The organism is Vitreimonas sp. (assembly GCF_036392335.1).
Lineage (GTDB): Bacteria > Pseudomonadota > Alphaproteobacteria > Caulobacterales > Aquidulcibacteraceae > Vitreimonas.
This window is the reverse complement of sequence record NZ_DASVYD010000037.1, coordinates 1-14313: the sequence shown is the minus strand read 5'-3', so window position 1 is coordinate 14313 and position 14313 is coordinate 1. Positions and strand designations below refer to the sequence as shown.

General features: G+C 64.3%; 11 protein-coding genes and 1 pseudogene. 5 read left to right on the top strand and 7 right to left on the bottom strand.

Going from position 1 to position 14313, the window contains the following annotated elements; translation table 11 throughout:
* The first annotated feature begins 33 nt into the window (after positions 1-33).
* Entirely contained in the window at positions 34-2916 is a 2883-nt protein-coding gene (locus VF769_RS08840) for an HAD-IC family P-type ATPase (protein ID WP_331008029.1), read from the top strand.
* Here the strand turns inward: VF769_RS08840 and VF769_RS08835 are convergent.
* Complete coding sequence (locus VF769_RS08835) at positions 2888-3163, bottom strand: DUF5132 domain-containing protein (RefSeq protein WP_331008028.1); 276 nt, start codon at positions 3161-3163, stop codon at positions 2888-2890. The two genes, VF769_RS08840 and VF769_RS08835, sit on opposite strands and share 29 nt — an antisense overlap.
* A 104-nt stretch (positions 3164-3267) precedes the next feature.
* On the opposite strand from VF769_RS08835, the gene VF769_RS08830 reads away from it, so the two are divergent.
* The gene (locus VF769_RS08830; protein ID WP_331008027.1) at positions 3268-4521 is read left to right on the top strand and encodes a DUF445 domain-containing protein; all 1254 of its coding nucleotides are present in this window, start codon (positions 3268-3270) and stop codon (positions 4519-4521) included.
* A gap of 100 nt (positions 4522-4621) precedes the next feature.
* A complete protein-coding gene (locus VF769_RS08825) occupies positions 4622-5677 on the top strand; it encodes a RimK family alpha-L-glutamate ligase (protein ID WP_331008026.1) in 1056 nt (351 codons plus the stop codon).
* Here VF769_RS08825 and VF769_RS08820 read toward each other — a convergent pair.
* Positions 5674-6405, bottom strand: coding sequence for a hypothetical protein (locus VF769_RS08820; protein ID WP_331008025.1), 732 nt, complete (start codon positions 6403-6405; stop codon positions 5674-5676). The two genes, VF769_RS08825 and VF769_RS08820, sit on opposite strands and share 4 nt — an antisense overlap.
* Before the next feature lie 94 nt (positions 6406-6499).
* Between VF769_RS08820 and VF769_RS08815 the strand changes: the two genes are divergently transcribed.
* Together VF769_RS08815 and VF769_RS08810 are read left to right on the top strand one after the other, a co-directional pair.
* Positions 6500-7072 (top strand): TetR/AcrR family transcriptional regulator, encoded by a 573-nt coding sequence (locus tag VF769_RS08815; RefSeq protein ID WP_331008024.1) that lies wholly within the window; start codon positions 6500-6502, stop codon positions 7070-7072.
* A gap of 285 nt (positions 7073-7357) precedes the next feature.
* Positions 7358-8905 carry a 2-isopropylmalate synthase gene (locus VF769_RS08810; protein WP_331008023.1) on the top strand — a complete coding sequence of 516 codons (1548 nt, stop codon included), beginning with the start codon at positions 7358-7360 and terminating at the stop codon, positions 8903-8905.
* Between the two features lie 41 nt (positions 8906-8946).
* Here VF769_RS08810 and VF769_RS08805 read toward each other — a convergent pair whose 3' ends face one another.
* From VF769_RS08805 to VF769_RS08785, 5 genes and pseudogenes are all read right to left on the bottom strand, one after another.
* The gene (locus VF769_RS08805) at positions 8947-10257 is read right to left on the bottom strand and encodes a TolC family outer membrane protein (protein ID WP_331008022.1); all 1311 of its coding nucleotides are present in this window, start codon (positions 10255-10257) and stop codon (positions 8947-8949) included.
* Positions 10258-10276: 19 nt separating this feature from the next.
* Positions 10277-11515: an ABC transporter permease gene (locus tag VF769_RS08800; RefSeq protein WP_331008021.1), complete on the bottom strand. Its 1239-nt coding sequence runs from the start codon at positions 11513-11515 to the stop codon at positions 10277-10279.
* On the bottom strand, positions 11499-12212 hold the full coding sequence (locus VF769_RS08795; protein WP_331008020.1) for an ABC transporter ATP-binding protein: 714 nt from the start codon (positions 12210-12212) through the stop codon (positions 11499-11501). The genes VF769_RS08800 and VF769_RS08795 overlap by 17 nt, the downstream gene beginning before the upstream one ends.
* The gene (locus VF769_RS08790) at positions 12212-13747 is read right to left on the bottom strand and encodes an efflux RND transporter periplasmic adaptor subunit (RefSeq protein WP_331008019.1); all 1536 of its coding nucleotides are present in this window, start codon (positions 13745-13747) and stop codon (positions 12212-12214) included. Before VF769_RS08790 ends, VF769_RS08795 begins: the two co-directional genes overlap by 1 nt.
* A 132-nt stretch (positions 13748-13879) precedes the next feature.
* Positions 13880-14313, bottom strand: a pseudogene (locus tag VF769_RS08785) (hypothetical protein); the annotation flags it as partial.

The window sequence follows — 14313 nt, the reverse complement described above, 5'->3', positions numbered from 1 at the left end:
CTCAGGCCAAGCCTCACTGCTGATGTAGCCGATGTGACTTACGATCATCGGCTGGAGCCGCATGTTCGTGTGCATCACGCCTTGCCAGGGCGTACGCGGCTCAGGCTTGAGCCCTTGCGCGGGCGCCACGATTTGCTGGGCGCCCTTGCACGTCGCGTCGCGGCCCGCCCTGGCGTCGCCGACGTGCGCGAAAGCCCTTTGACCGGCGCGCTCCTGATTGAGCACGACGTCAGCCTCAGCGCCGAAGAGATTGCTGCGATAGTACGTAACCTTTGGCGCGGCGGCCTCACCGCGCCAGTCGCGCCCGCGCCTGCAGACTCCGCAAGCCAACCTTGGCACGCGATGACGGGACCAGCGGTGGCCTCGGCATTCGCCAGTGCGAATGGCCTGACACACGATCAAGCGCTGGAGCGATTGTATCGCATTGGCGAGAACCGCCTGTCGGAGCCCGTGCCGCCTTCGCCGCTCACGGTCTTTGTCGGTCAGTTCAAGTCCGTGCCTGTTGCCTTGCTTGGCGGATCGGCGATCCTCTCGCTCGCCACGGGCGGCGTCGTCGACGCAGTGCTCACCTTGGGTGTGATCGCCCTCAACGCCGGCATCGGCGCATCCACCGAAAGTTGGACCGCAAGCCTCATCCGCAGACTCGCGCGTCAGACCGATCCCGACGCAATCGTGCTGCGCGCCGGGAGAGAGACGCACGTGCCGACCTCACGCGTCGCCCCAGGAGACTGGATCTCGCTTAAGACAGGCGCCGCGGTGCCCGCGGACGCGCGTCTCTTGCAATCGGAATCGCTGCTGGTCGACGAATCTTCTCTGACCGGCGAGAGCTTCCCGGTTGAGAAATCCGCGGAGGCGTTTGTTGAAGACAGCGCACCGCTCGCGGTCAGGTCCACGATGGTGCATCGCGGCGGCGTCGTGACCAACGGGACAGGGATCGCCGTGGTCACCGCGACCGGCGCCGCCACCGAGATCGGCCGTGTGCGCGGTTTACTCCAAGCAGCTCATCCGCCCAAACCGCCGATGGAGCAAGCGCTCGACCGGCTCGGCGTGCGTCTAACGCTTGCCTGCCTCGGCGCATCCTCGCTGCTGGCGGTGATGTTGCTTGTGCGCGGCGCGTCGATGGGCGCCGTTGCGCGCAGCGCCGTTGCCCTGGCTGTCTCCGCCATTCCCGAGGGTCTGCCCGCGCTCGCCGCCTCCACAAAGGCGATCGCCGCGCGCGCGATGTCGCGCGAGGGCGCGTTCGTCCGCAACGTGAACGTGCTTGAGACTGCGGCCAATATCGACGTGCTGTGCCTCGATAAAACAGGCACGCTGACCCAGAACCGCATGCAGGCCTCAGTGGTTCAAACACTCGCAAGCCGTTACGACGTGACAGATGAGAAGCGCGCACCTGCGGGGGCGCGACTCGTCGCGAAATTCGCCGCACTCTGCAACGACGCCACGTTGTCGGACTCCGAGACGCCTTCCGCGGGCTCGGGCACAGAACTCGCGCTGCTGCACCTAGCCTCCAACGCAGGCTTCGACGTTAACGAACTGCGCCAATCCCTCCCGCGCGTCGGCGTACAACTCCGCACCGAACAGCGGCTCTACATGGCCACGGAACACGAGCACGGCGAAACCCCGTTGCTCGCGGTCAAAGGCGCCCCTCACCAAGTGTTGGGCCTCTGCACTAAAGTGCGTTCAGGCGGCGCAACGCGGGCGTTGTCCGAGGCCGACCGCCTGCAAATTCAACAGCAGAACGAAACCCTCGCACATGAGGGATTGCGCGTGCTGGGCGTGGCTCGCGGTCTCGGCGCGTCGCTCAGCGGCGGCGAGCCGGACCAATTGGAATGGCTCGGCCTGGTGGGCTTGCGCGATCCGCTGCGTCCTGGCGCCGCCCAAATGGTGTCGACGTTGCAGCGGGCGGGATTGCGGACGATTATTCTCACGGGCGATCAGGCGGGTACCGCACGTAGGCTCGCGCGAGATCTAGGATTCTCGAAGGATGGCTCGCTCGATGTCGTGGACGCGAGCGCCTTGCGCGACATGTCCGCTGAGGTTCTGAAGCACACGGTGCGCACGACAGAGGTTTTTGCGCGGGTGAGCCCATCGGACAAACTGGCCATCATCCGTGCGCTGCAATCGGACGGTCACGTCGTGGCGATGACCGGCGACGGTGTGAACGATGGTCCGGCGCTACGCGCCGCGGATGTCGGCATCGCGATGGGCCGATCCGGCGCCGATGTGGCGCGCGACATCGCAGACATCGTCATCGCCGACGATGATCTCGGCACCCTGCCGCGCACGCTGGCGCGCGGCCGGACCGCCGACGAGAATCTGCGCCGCGCCGTCCGCTTCTTGCTCGCGACGAACGCCAGCGAGGTCGCGCTTCTCCTCGCCGAAGGCCTGCATGGCCCGGACGCGCTGGAAACGCCCGCGCAACTTTTCTGGCTCAATCTGATGACCGACGTGTTTCCCGCGCTCGGGCTGTCCATGGCGCGCCCGGCCGCCGACGTTCTCGAACGTCCGCCGCGTGCGGCCACGCACGATGTATTCGGTCAGGAAGAGCTGAACTCAATCGCCAAAGACGCCGTGCGCATGGCCATGCCCGCCATCATCACGCACATCATCGGCACAGCGCGCCACGGGTCAGGACCGCGCACGCGCGGTTTGACCTTCCTGGCGCTCGCCAGCCATCAGCTCGCGCACGCGCTACGCCTGCGCCCCGGGCGCCCAGTGAGCGATCTGTTTGACCGACCGGTGGAACTGGGGGTCGCTGCGGCTTACGTGCTCTTAGCCGCGCCGTTTGCGCTCGCGCCGCTACGACGCATATTGCGCATCACACCGCCGCGCGTGCTCGAAGCAACCACCATCGTCGGCTTTTCGCTTGTCCCCCTTGTCGGCAAGCTCATGGCGCGACACGTGGCTCCTCGTTGACGACGGCGGCGCTCGGCTCCGCGGTCAGATCGGTTTTCACCTCAGCCACCAAGTCTTCGATGTCCTCGGCGAATTCCGCAACAGAAGCGCGCGCGCCTTCGTAAAATTTTATGCCTCGCTTCAGCCCTTCACGCACGAGCGGTCTGGCAGTTCTCAATACATGCGGTGCGGCCACCACCGCCGCGATGGCCAGAGCGCCCGCGCCCAGTACAAACGCCGCCCCAAGGACCCGACTGCCCAACGCCATTGTCCACTCCGCTTCGGCCCGCCCTCTCTTGCATACGAGGAGCCGACCTTGCCAACTTGCCCTGGATCAATCGTATCCAACCCAAATATGCGAGCAATTCGACAATGTCGCACGAGAATCTCAGCGAACCGGCGGATAAGACGCGCTCCCTCGCCGCCATGCGATTGCTCGCAGGCGGCCTCTTGGTGCTCATGGCCTGCACCTTTGTTCTGGCGCTTTCGCGGCAGGATCAAGCACCGATCTGGGGCTATGTCCGCGCCTTCGCCGAAGCCGCGCTGGTGGGAGGATTGGCTGATTGGTTTGCGGTAACGGCCATCTTTCGGCGGCCGCTCGGCCTGCCAATCCCGCACACCGCGGTCATTCCCCGGAGCAAGGAGCGCATCGCCCAAGCATTGGGGGAGTTCGTCGCGGTGAACTTCCTCGCGCCCGAGGTGATTGGCGCACGGCTGCGCGACCAGGACCTCGCCACCGCGCTTGGCCGTCAACTGGCGGATCCGGCCACCGCCCGGCGCGTCGCGGACGGCGTTATGGATGCCCTGCCTGGCGTCGTTGATCTGCTGGACGACGAAGTCGTCAGCGAATTCATGCGCCGCCAACTCACCGATTTCAGCCGCGATGAGCGGCTCTCCGCCACTTTGGGACGCGGTATCAAACTCCTGACCGAACACGGTCGCCACCAGCCGGTGCTCGACGCGGCGCTTGCCGAAGGCTGGCGCGCCCTGGAAGAGCACGAGCCGGCCATTCGCGCGCAAGTGCGCGCGCGCACGTCGTGGGCTTGGCGGCTCATCTCCCTGGACGCGCGCGCCGCCGATGCGTTGATCGGCGCCATTGAAGACACGCTGCATCAAGTGGCCGAACAGCCCGATCACCCCGCGCGTCAGCGCATTACCGAGTTGCTGCAGAAATTCTCCGACGATTTACAGCATTCGCCGGAGTTGCGCGCGCAGATGGAACGCATCGTCGCCGACATCCTCGCGCATCCTTCCGTCGCGGCTTACCTCGGCGAAGTGTGGCAAGCCATGAAGCTGGCGTTGCGCGGCGCGGAAACCCAAGCGGCGGCGCGCAACACACTCGCCTCCGGCATTGAGCGCTTCGGAGCGGCGCTGTTGGAAGACCAAGCGGTTGTCGAGACGCTCAATCGCCGCCTTCGCGCGCTGCTGACCGAAATCGCCGGCCGTCACAATCGCGACGTCGGATCGCTCATCTCCGAGACCATTCGGAGCTGGGACACCGCGACCGTGGTCGAAAAGCTGGAACAAAATGTCGGCGCCGATCTGCAATATATCCGCATCAACGGCACCATCATCGGCGGCCTGATCGGCCTCGCCATCCATCAGACGACGATCTGGTTGCGCTGAACGGACCCAGGTTCCCACGCCCCCAATGCAATGACGTGTTGCATTGGCGAAACATTCGCCCACATTCGCGCGTATCCGTCGGCCCCGCAGGAGGTGACGCATGCGCTGCTGGCTGTTCTTCAACCGAGAGGTAGCGCCCGGCGTTCCCGAGGCGCCGGAGATTTTGCGGTTTCAGGAAACCGCAAAAATGCTCGACATCGAATTACATGTCTTGAAGCCGAGCGAGTTCGATCTTGTTGTCGATTCCAATGATACTTGGTCCGCGAGTTACCAGGGCCGCGACCTGCGCAAACCGGATTTGATCATCCCGCGCTGCGGCAGCGAAACATCCTACTTCACGCTGGCCGTGCTACGGCATTTCGAACGCCAAGGCGTCGCGATCGCGAACAGTCCCGCGGCAATTGAGTCAGTCTCGGACAAACTGCATACGCTGCAGGTCGTCGCCGGAGCCGGCCTGCCTGTACCAAAGACCATCCTCGGCAAGTTCCCGGTCGATGTGAATTTGGTGGAACGCGAACTCGGCTTTCCCGTGGTGGTGAAGAAGCTCAAGGGCACGCGCGGCAACGGCGTCGTACTATGTCGGGACCGCTCGCAATTCGACGATCTCGCCAACCTGCTCGACGGCGCGGCGAACGGAGCCGATTTCCTTTTTCAGCAATACATTCGCGCCAGTCACGGTCGCGACGTGCGCGTGCTCGTCATCAATGGCCAAATCGTCGCCGCGATGGAGCGGCAATCGGCGGACGGGGGCTTTAAATCCAACATCTCGCTCGGCGGTCACGGTCGTCCCTTCCCCGCGCCGCCGGAAATGGCGGATCTCGCGCTCAAAGTGACGCGGGCGCTCAATCTCGACATCGCCGGCATCGATATCCTGTTTGACGAACACGGCTATCGTGTCTGTGAAGCCAATTCCGCCCCGGGCTTTCAGGGGCTCGAACGCGCTTGCGGTCTCGACGTGCCGGCCGTGATCTTCCGCGCCATGGCTCGCAAATTCGGCATCCGCATCAGCCATTCCGATCGCTGGACGCACACGATCGAGACCGCCGCTCGAAACGCCCTCGATGCACTGCCGACGCCAAGGCCGGCCGCGTCGCCGCAACCGACAACGCCGCTCTTGCAGCCCGCGCCCATCCGGCGCCGGCCGCGCCCGAGCTAAGCCGCAAGCGCTTCACGCACGCGGCGATCGTAATCATTGCCGAGTTCGATCAAAGCTGTCGCGCAATCACCGGCGAAAGACGGCCCATGCATCAGCGCCAGCGTACGTGGCCGCATTTGCGCCAATCCGCGTATCGTCGACCCCATGCCGGGATGCAGCGCCGAATAGTGCGAGACGTCCTCCGCAACGATCGCCGGCTCAACAATGTCGCTCTCCACGAGAGCCGGCCGATCGCCATGCTGCGTGAAGAGATCGCCGCAGAGCAACGTGCCCGTCGATTCTTCGAACATCAGCCCCGCGTCCCAACCATGGGGCGTGTGCGGCGTATCGATGTAGCGCATACGCTTGCCCCCAAGATCGATCACCTCACCGTCAGACAAGAGGCGCGGCGCCCGGTCCGCCATGTCATTCAGCGACACCATGCATCCCACAGCGCCATGCGCGACTTCCGCGTGCGGGGCGATCGCCAACCATTCGTTCATCGCACCACACTCATCGGCCTCGTAATGTCCGAACGCAATCCAGCGCAGCTTTTCGGGCGCAATGACACGGCGCACCGCCTCGCGCACCAATGGAAACATGCGGCGCGGGCCAGTGTGAAACAGAAGCGGCTCGTCACCGGTGATCAGGAATTGGTTGAAGGTGAAGCCTTCGGGCGGGATCACCTCCGGCATAAAGGTCGACAGACGATACACGCCGCTCGCGATCTCGTTGACTTTGGTTTGCATCACCGCACCCAATTCATATTTTGACAATACAAATATGTGCAACCAAATTTGGATAGAGTCAATATAGGTGCACGCCCATGTGCAATGAAATTCGATGGCCCGCGCGTACACGTTGAAGCGCCGCGCAGAGCGACAAGCCGAAACACGGCAAAAGATCGTGGACGCCGCTGTCGAACTGCACAGCACGCTCGGCCCCGCGCAGACCTCGCTCAGCATGATCGCCGAGCGCGCCGGCGTGCAGCGGCACACGCTCTATGCACACTTTCCCGACGAGCGGAGCCTCTTCATGGCCTGCTCCGGCCACGTATTTGAACGCCATCCGCCACCTGATTCTGCGCCGTGGGGCGCCATCCGAGACCCCATGAAGCGCCTGCAAACTGGCCTTTTGGCCCTCTACGAATGGTACGATTGCGTAGCCGCCGCTATCGCCGCGCCGATGCGCGACGCAGAACATCACGCGCTCACGCGCGAGGTCAGCGAACTTCGCTTCGGTCCGCCGATGGCGGCGATGCACGAAATCCTGGGCGCCAAGCTCAAGGCCAAGCAGCGCGCTCTCCTCCCCCTAGCGCTCAGCTTCGCGACGTGGCGCACGCTGGTCCGCGACACGGGGCTGAAACCGGCAGCGGCAGCCATGGCAATGGTCAAGGCCATCGAGGCGCAGGACTAGGCGGCACCTGCGCGCGCGGGCTCCGGACTGGAATATTCCACCTCAGTACAGTCGCCGCTTGCGAAATCCACCCCCAAATCCGCCTGCACCTAGCCCTTCCAGCAATAATCTTGCTTACAAGCACACAATCGGGTAGGAAATTTCACATGAGCGGTCGCCGCCCCCTATGTCAGGCAAGCCTTGCCTCCCTGAGCCTTAGCGGCCCCAGGGCGTAGACCGGCTGCTTTGCGGCCTGCCCTGGGGATCAACGTTTCCGATCGCAGTCCTATTCCCAAGGCCAGGGCCATGACCAAGCAAGACCACGTACGCATCTTCGACACCACTATGCGCGACGGCGAGCAATCGCCGGGCGCGGCCATGACCATGGCCGACAAGATCGAGATCGCGCGCCAACTCGATTCCATGGGCGTCGACATCATCGAGGCGGGCTTTCCCGCCGCCTCCAACGGCGACTTCGAAGCTGTCCGCGCCGTCGGCACGGTGCTGGAGAACGCGGTGCTCTGCGGGCTCTCCCGCGCCGGCCCGAAAGACATCGAACGCTGCGCCGAAGCGATTAAAAGCGCCAAGCGTTTCCGCATCCACACCTTCATCTCGACCTCGCCGATCCATCGCAAGCACAAGCTCAACATGGAGGCGCACCAAGTGCTCGATGCGGTCACCGCTTCGGTCACGCTCGCGCGCAATTTTACCGACGACGTGGAATGGAGCGCCGAGGATGCGACGCGCACCGAGCGCGATTTCCTGAAACGCTGTGTCGAGGCCGCGATCCGCGCCGGCGCCACGACGATCAATATTCCGGACACCGTGGGCTATTCTTTCCCCGATGAGTATCGCGAGCTCTTCCGCGACTTGATCGAAAGCGTACCCGGGGCCGACAAAGCGATCTTCTCGGCGCATTGTCATAACGATCTGGGTCTCGCCGTAGCCAATTCAATCGCGGCCGTGCAAGGCGGCGCGCGCCAGATCGAATGCGCCGTCAATGGTCTCGGCGAACGCGCAGGCAATGCAGCACTCGAAGAGATCGTCATGGCGTTCCGTGTCCGCGGCGCCGACCTCCCGTTCCAAACCAATATCGACAGCCCACAATTGATGCGCGTCAGCCAAACCGTGGCGCGCGTCACCGGCTTTCCTGTGCAATTCAACAAAGCCATCGTCGGCAAGAACGCCTTCAGCCACGAAAGCGGCATCCACCAAGACGGAATGCTGAAGCACACCGAGACGTACGAAATCATGCGCCCCGAAGATGTCGGCCAAGGCGCGACCAGCTTGGTGATGGGTAAGCTCTCCGGCCGCCACGCGTTCAAGAAGAAGCTCGAAGAGCTGGGCTACACGCTCGCCGACAACGCGTTGAACGACGCCTTCCAGCGCTTCAAGGAATTATGCGATCGCAAACGCCACGTGTTCGATGAGGACATCGTCGCGCTGGTGGACGATCAGATCGCGCACGGCGATGACGCCATCCAGGTGTCGCGCCTGCGTGTCGTCGCCGGCACCGAAGGCCCGCAAACTGCGGAAATCGACCTCACCATCAATGGCGAAGCGGTTTGGAGAACCGCCCGCGGCAACGGGCCCGTGGATGCGATCTTCAACGCCATCAAGGAAGCCGCGCCGCACGAGGCGGACCTCGACCTCTATCAGGTCCACGCCGTCACCGAAGGCACCGATGCGCAGGCGATCGTGAGCGTACGCCTCTCGGCGGGCGGCCGCTCAGCCTCGGCGCGTGCGTCGGATGCGGATACGCTGGTGGCGAGCGCGCGCGCGTACGTGGCCGCGCTTAATCGCCTCAATGCATTGAGCGGTGGGCGCATCTCGGCGCAACACAGCGCGGCGTAGCAAGGAGGAGCGCCGGCGTCACGCCGGCGGTCCACCCGAGATTAGCGTCCCCGCAATCCGTCGTTCTGGCCTTCGATCAGCCCACCATTCTGCGGCGGGATCGAGAGGATGCCCACTGAAGCCAGCATCTGGCGCTCAGCCACAACCAGATCGCGCTCGGCTTGCGCCAACGCGATCCGCGCGGTCAGCAAATCCGCCTCCTGGTCAAGCACCTCGACCGTCGAACGCAGGCCTGTTTCCTGTTCCAGCGTCACGCCTTCATACGCCAGCTCCGCCGCCTGGACTTGCTCGCGTGCGGAATCAACCGCCGCGCGCGCCGAGGCAAGCCCAGTCCAAGCGTTGGTGACGCTCTCCTGCACACCGCGTTGTGCGGCGGCGAGATCGAGATTCGAGGCCGAACGCAGCGCCCGTTGCGCGCGCGTGCGCGACCGGATCGCGCCGCCTTGGAAGAGCGGGATCGAGACGCGGACGCCCACGCTATCGCTCGTCGCTTCGGAATCGTCATCATCGAAATCCGCGCCGATCGAGCTGCCGGCCTCCAATGTGACGTTCATGCGGCCCTGCGCGGCGGCGACGTCCACGTTTGCGTCAGCCAGGCGCGTATCGGCCATGGCGGCGATCAGCACTGGGGAATTGTCGACCGACAGATCGAGCGCTGTCTGCAGATCGCTCGGCAAACCCGGTGTCGGCGCCGGCGCGCTGAGATTGGACGGCGGACGACCAACCAGACGCTGATAGGCCTGCACCGCCGCGGCCATGGCGCCCTGGGCCTGCACCAATTGCGTGCGCGCTTGCGCCAAACGCGCCTGTGATTGCGCGACATCGGTGCGCGTCACTACGCCGGCATCGAATTGCGCTTGTGCGTATTCGAACAAGCGCGTGAGGTTTGACACCGTCGTCTCGCGCGCCGCGACCACGGCCTGCGCCTGGCGCACGTCGGCATAAGCGCGCGTCACGTCGAGCAGCAACGTCTGTGACGCCAATTCGTAATCCGCTACGGCGCCGGCGATCTGCGCCCGCGCCGCGCGCGTCGACGCCACCACACGGCCCGATCCAAACAGCAGCTGCGAGACATTGGCCGAACTCGACCACGTTTCCGTGCGATCGCCCTCCAGCAACGGGTTGTCTGAATCGCGATCGCTCGCGCCCGCCGAGCCGGAAATGGAAATCTGCGGCAATGCCGCAGCCCACGCTTGCGGCAGCGCTTCGCGCGTTGCGTTCAAGCGTTGGCGTTGCGCAGCCAGAGTTGGGTTTGATTCCGAGGCCGCAACCATCGCTTCCGTCAGCGTGTCCGCAGCCGCCGGCCCAATCGCCATGCTCAGCGCCGCCAGCGAAACCATCAAAGTCCGCATGAGAACGTCTTCCTCATCTTCATTCCCGGCGCAGCGCTTCGATCGGGTCGAGCTGCGCCGCACGCCAGGCCGGGTAAGCGCCAAACAACACGCCCACCAAGCCGGAGAAGCCGATCGCCAACCCCGCATGCCAGGGTGAAATTACCAAGGGCAGTGTAAACAAAGAGGTCATTAACCAGGCGCCCAATACGCCTAAAATGAGACCTATGATCCCACCTGCGACCGAAAGCGTCACGGCTTCTAGTCCGAACTGACGCAGGATGTCGCCTTGACGGGCGCCAAGCGCTTTCCGCAAGCCAATCTCACGTGTCCGTTCAGTTACGCTGACGAGCATGATGTTCATGATGCCGATACCACCAACCAGAAGCGACACCGCCGAGATTCCCCCTAGAAGGTAGGTGAAGACCTGCGTCGTCTGCGCGGCAGTCTCCGTGATCGAACTCAGATTTTGCACCGTGAAATCGTCTTCGCCTTCGCGCGTACGGTGGCGTTGTCGCAAAAGCGTCTCGACCTCCTCCTGTAAAACGCTGAGCACGTCTTCGCTTTGCGCCTTCACCGAAATCTGACTGACGCTGTCGCCACGTCCGCGCCGCCCCGAAATGCGGCGTTTGACCGTGGTCAGCGGCGCGAGAACGATGTCATCCTGGTCGGCGCCGAACCCGGATTGCCCTTTCGACTCCAAAACGCCGATCACTTCAAACGTCCCGCCGTTCATACGCACGGTCTGCCCAACTGGATCGAGGTTCGGGAAGAGTTCGTTGGCCACGGTCGCGCCGAGAACAACGACCCGGCGCGCTTGACGCTCTTCGGACTCGTCGAACATGCGGCCCGAGGCAATTTCCCAATCGCGCGCTTCAAGATAGCTCGGCGTCACACCTTCGACTTGCGGATTCCAGTTCAAGCCATTCGCGATTACCTGCGCGCGTGCGCGTTGCGAAGGCGCCACGACCGCCACCCCTTCCAGCTGCGCGATGGCCGCGGCGTCGTCCAGGGTAAGCGTATCCCAACCCATGCCGCCCCCGGCTTGCGCGCGGACGCCGCCGCCGCTGCGCTGCGCGCCCGGCACGACGATCAGCAGGTTCGATCCCAGGCTTGCGATCGAGCGCTCCACTTGCGCCTGCGCGCCGGAGCCCAACGCCACCATGGCGACCACAGAAGCGACGCCAATGATGACGCCAAGCGCAGTGAGCGCCGAACGCAGCGGATTTGACCGCAGCGCCCGACTTGCGCTGGCGACAAGGTCAGACGTGCGCATCATGGCGCGCCTCCTGGCCACTCGTGCGATCCGCCACGATCTGCCCATCGCGCATTTCAATCGTACGCTTCGTGGCGGCCGCGACTTCGTGGTCGTGCGTGACGATCACGATCGTCGCCCCCTCGGCATTGAGTTCGCGAAACAACGCCATGATCTCGATACCGGTATTGGTGTCGAGCGCGCCTGTGGGTTCGTCCGCCAAGATCAACGACGGCTTACCCGCCAGTGCACGCGCGATCGCCACACGCTGCTGCTGGCCGCCCGAGAGCTGCGTCGGCATGTGGCCCATGCGCGAACCAAGCCCCACCCGCGTCAGCAATTCCATCGCCCGCTCACGCCGCTCCTTCGGCACGATGCCGCCATAGATCATCGGCAGCTCGACGTTCTCCAACGCCGTCAGCCGCGGCAGCAGATTGAAGCTCTGAAACACGAAGCCAATCGTCTGATTACGGAAGACAGCCAGGTCGTCATCGCTCATCGCGCCAATATCGTTGGCCGCAATCGTAATGCGTCCGCTCGTGGGCGTATCCAAGCCGCCGATAATGTTCATTAGCGTGGACTTGCCCGAACCTGACGGCCCGACAATGGCGCAATATTCGCCGCGCGCGATGGTAAAATTCACGCCGTCGAGCGCGTGCACCGTCTCATCGCCCATGCGATAGAGCTTCACCAGATCGCGCGCTTCGATCAGCGTGCTCATCACGTGCCCCGGATGCGGACGGCGCCGCCTGGAGGACCGCCCATCGCCCCGCCCTGCCGACGGCTCTCCCCTGGCGGACCGCCGCCGATGATCACTTCATCGCCTTCGCTCAAGCCGCCATGCAGCAGCGTGTTGGAATTGTCGGCGACGCCAATCTCGACAAGCACCGGCGCCGGCTGATTGTTGCGCAACACCCACACTATAGCCTGCTGACGCACCTCTTGGCGTGGCCCGCCACCAGCGCGCATTTGCGCAAGCAATTCCTGCTGTTGCGGCGTCAGCGTCGGCTCGATCTCGCGGATCACTTGCTCACGGATACGCCGCATTGCCGCGCGCCGATCGCCACCGGCTTCGCCGCGCGGCATCGACGCCATCGCGTTTTCAAACGCCGTTTGCGCCGCCGCGCGTTGTTGTTCGCTGAGCTGCAACGTGTCCGCGATTTGAGCGACGCCGCGCCCGCGCCCTTGAGCTTGCCCGCCTGACGGAGCGCCGCGTTGCTGCGCCTGCGCCTCGCCGCTATTGCCGCGACGTGGTCTATCCCCGCCGCCCATCAGGGCTTGCCCCTGCGCGACCAATTCCGCATCGGCAGGTCGGAAACGCAGCGCTGTGTTCGGCAACCGCAGTACATTCTCGCGCTGCTCCAGCACGATTTCGGCGTTCGCCGTCATGCCCGGCAACAATTGCCGTCCCGGATTGTCAGCCTCTACCACAACCGTATAGCTCACCACGCCAGATTCAGCCACGCCCTGTTGGCGCACTTGACTCACACGGCCTTCAAACTCGCGATCCGGGAACGCGTCGACCGTGAAGCGCACGCTCTGCCCTTCGCGCACATCGCCGATATCTGCTTCATCAACGGTGATATTCGCTTGCAGCCGCGACAAATCCTGCGCGATCACGAACAACGTCGCCGCCTGCAAGCTCGACGCCACAGGTTGGCCCACATTCACTTGACGATCCACGACAACGCCATCGATCGGCGAGCGGATCACGCTGCGATCCAAATCCGTGCGCGCCGTCGCCACTTGCGCCTGCGCCTGCGCCACCGCCGCGCGCGCCGTGTCCCGCGCCGCGCGCTGTTGCGACATCAATTGCTCGGAGGCAAAGCCGCGCTGCTGCAACAGTACGTAGCGCTGATAATCCGATTCCGCGACCGCGAGTTGCGCCTGCTGCTGCGCCAACGTCGCTTGCGCCTGCACGATGCGTTGCTGGAAGGGCGTCGGATCAAGCCGCGCCAGCACTTGGCCCGCGCGCACCTGGCTGTTGAAATCCACCAACACTTCCGTCACCGGACCCGATACTGTCGAGCCCACATTCGCCGACACCAAAGGCTGCAGCGTGCCCGTTGCGCTCACCACACGCGTGATGGCGCCGCTCGTCACTTCGGCCGTGCGATAGGGATCTTCATTGCGCTCGCCGCCAAGTACGTTCCAGGCAAGGAGCGCCGCAACGACGAGGCCGCCTGCGACCCACAGCGCCCGCCCCCGCAAGAAGCCCGGGCGTTTCGCCCAAAGCTCTTGAACTTTCTGCTTCACGTCCGCGAACATAACGTCCTCTGATCTGACGGGTTCTGTCGGCGCGGCAAGGCGCCTCCCCAAATACGGCGCCTTCACAAAATTTGACGCGGCCGGACGTGAGCCTATCGCCCGGCCGCGTCTGCCGGCGCTTTAGTCTCGTCCGCGGTGGGGCGGACGGGCGGCCTGTGCCTCGGCTTGGGTCACGCGCCCATCGGAATTGGCGTCGAGACGTTGGAACATGGACGCGCCCATCGCGTCGAATTCGGCGCGCGAGATTTGACGATCATCGTTCGCATCAAAATCGGGGCGATCTGCTCGGTCTCCCCTTGAGCCGCGTTCGCCTCGTTCGGGATGCTGCGGGCGCTCTGAGGCATGGATTACGCCGTCGCCGTTGGCGTCCAGGCGGGTGAAGTGCTCAAGCGGACGGGCGAGGAACTCGTCACGCGTGATATTGCCGTCGTTGTTGGCGTCGGCGCTGGCTAGATGGTGCATGCCGCCGCCGCGGCCATGGCGGGCGCCGCGATGTTCGCGACCCGCGCGCATTTCTTCGCGCGTCAATTGACCATCGCCGTTCGCGTCGCGCC

What these genes read in the sequence shown, in the direction of transcription:
- VF769_RS08835 (WP_331008028.1), bottom strand. Translation starts at nt 3,163, where the DNA reads ATGGCGTTGGGCAGTCGGGTCCTTGGGGCGGCGTTTGTACTGGGCGCG.
- VF769_RS08830 (WP_331008027.1), top strand. Translation starts at nt 3,268, where the DNA reads ATGTCGCACGAGAATCTCAGCGAACCGGCGGATAAGACGCGCTCCCTC.
- VF769_RS08825 (WP_331008026.1), top strand. Translation starts at nt 4,622, where the DNA reads ATGCGCTGCTGGCTGTTCTTCAACCGAGAGGTAGCGCCCGGCGTTCCC.
- VF769_RS08820 (WP_331008025.1), bottom strand. Translation starts at nt 6,405, where the DNA reads ATGCAAACCAAAGTCAACGAGATCGCGAGCGGCGTGTATCGTCTGTCG.
- VF769_RS08815 (WP_331008024.1), top strand. Translation starts at nt 6,500, where the DNA reads ATGGCCCGCGCGTACACGTTGAAGCGCCGCGCAGAGCGACAAGCCGAA.
- VF769_RS08810 (WP_331008023.1), top strand. Translation starts at nt 7,358, where the DNA reads ATGACCAAGCAAGACCACGTACGCATCTTCGACACCACTATGCGCGAC.
- VF769_RS08805 (WP_331008022.1), bottom strand. Translation starts at nt 10,257, where the DNA reads ATGCGGACTTTGATGGTTTCGCTGGCGGCGCTGAGCATGGCGATTGGG.
- VF769_RS08800 (WP_331008021.1), bottom strand. Translation starts at nt 11,515, where the DNA reads ATGATGCGCACGTCTGACCTTGTCGCCAGCGCAAGTCGGGCGCTGCGG.
- VF769_RS08795 (WP_331008020.1), bottom strand. Translation starts at nt 12,212, where the DNA reads ATGAGCACGCTGATCGAAGCGCGCGATCTGGTGAAGCTCTATCGCATG.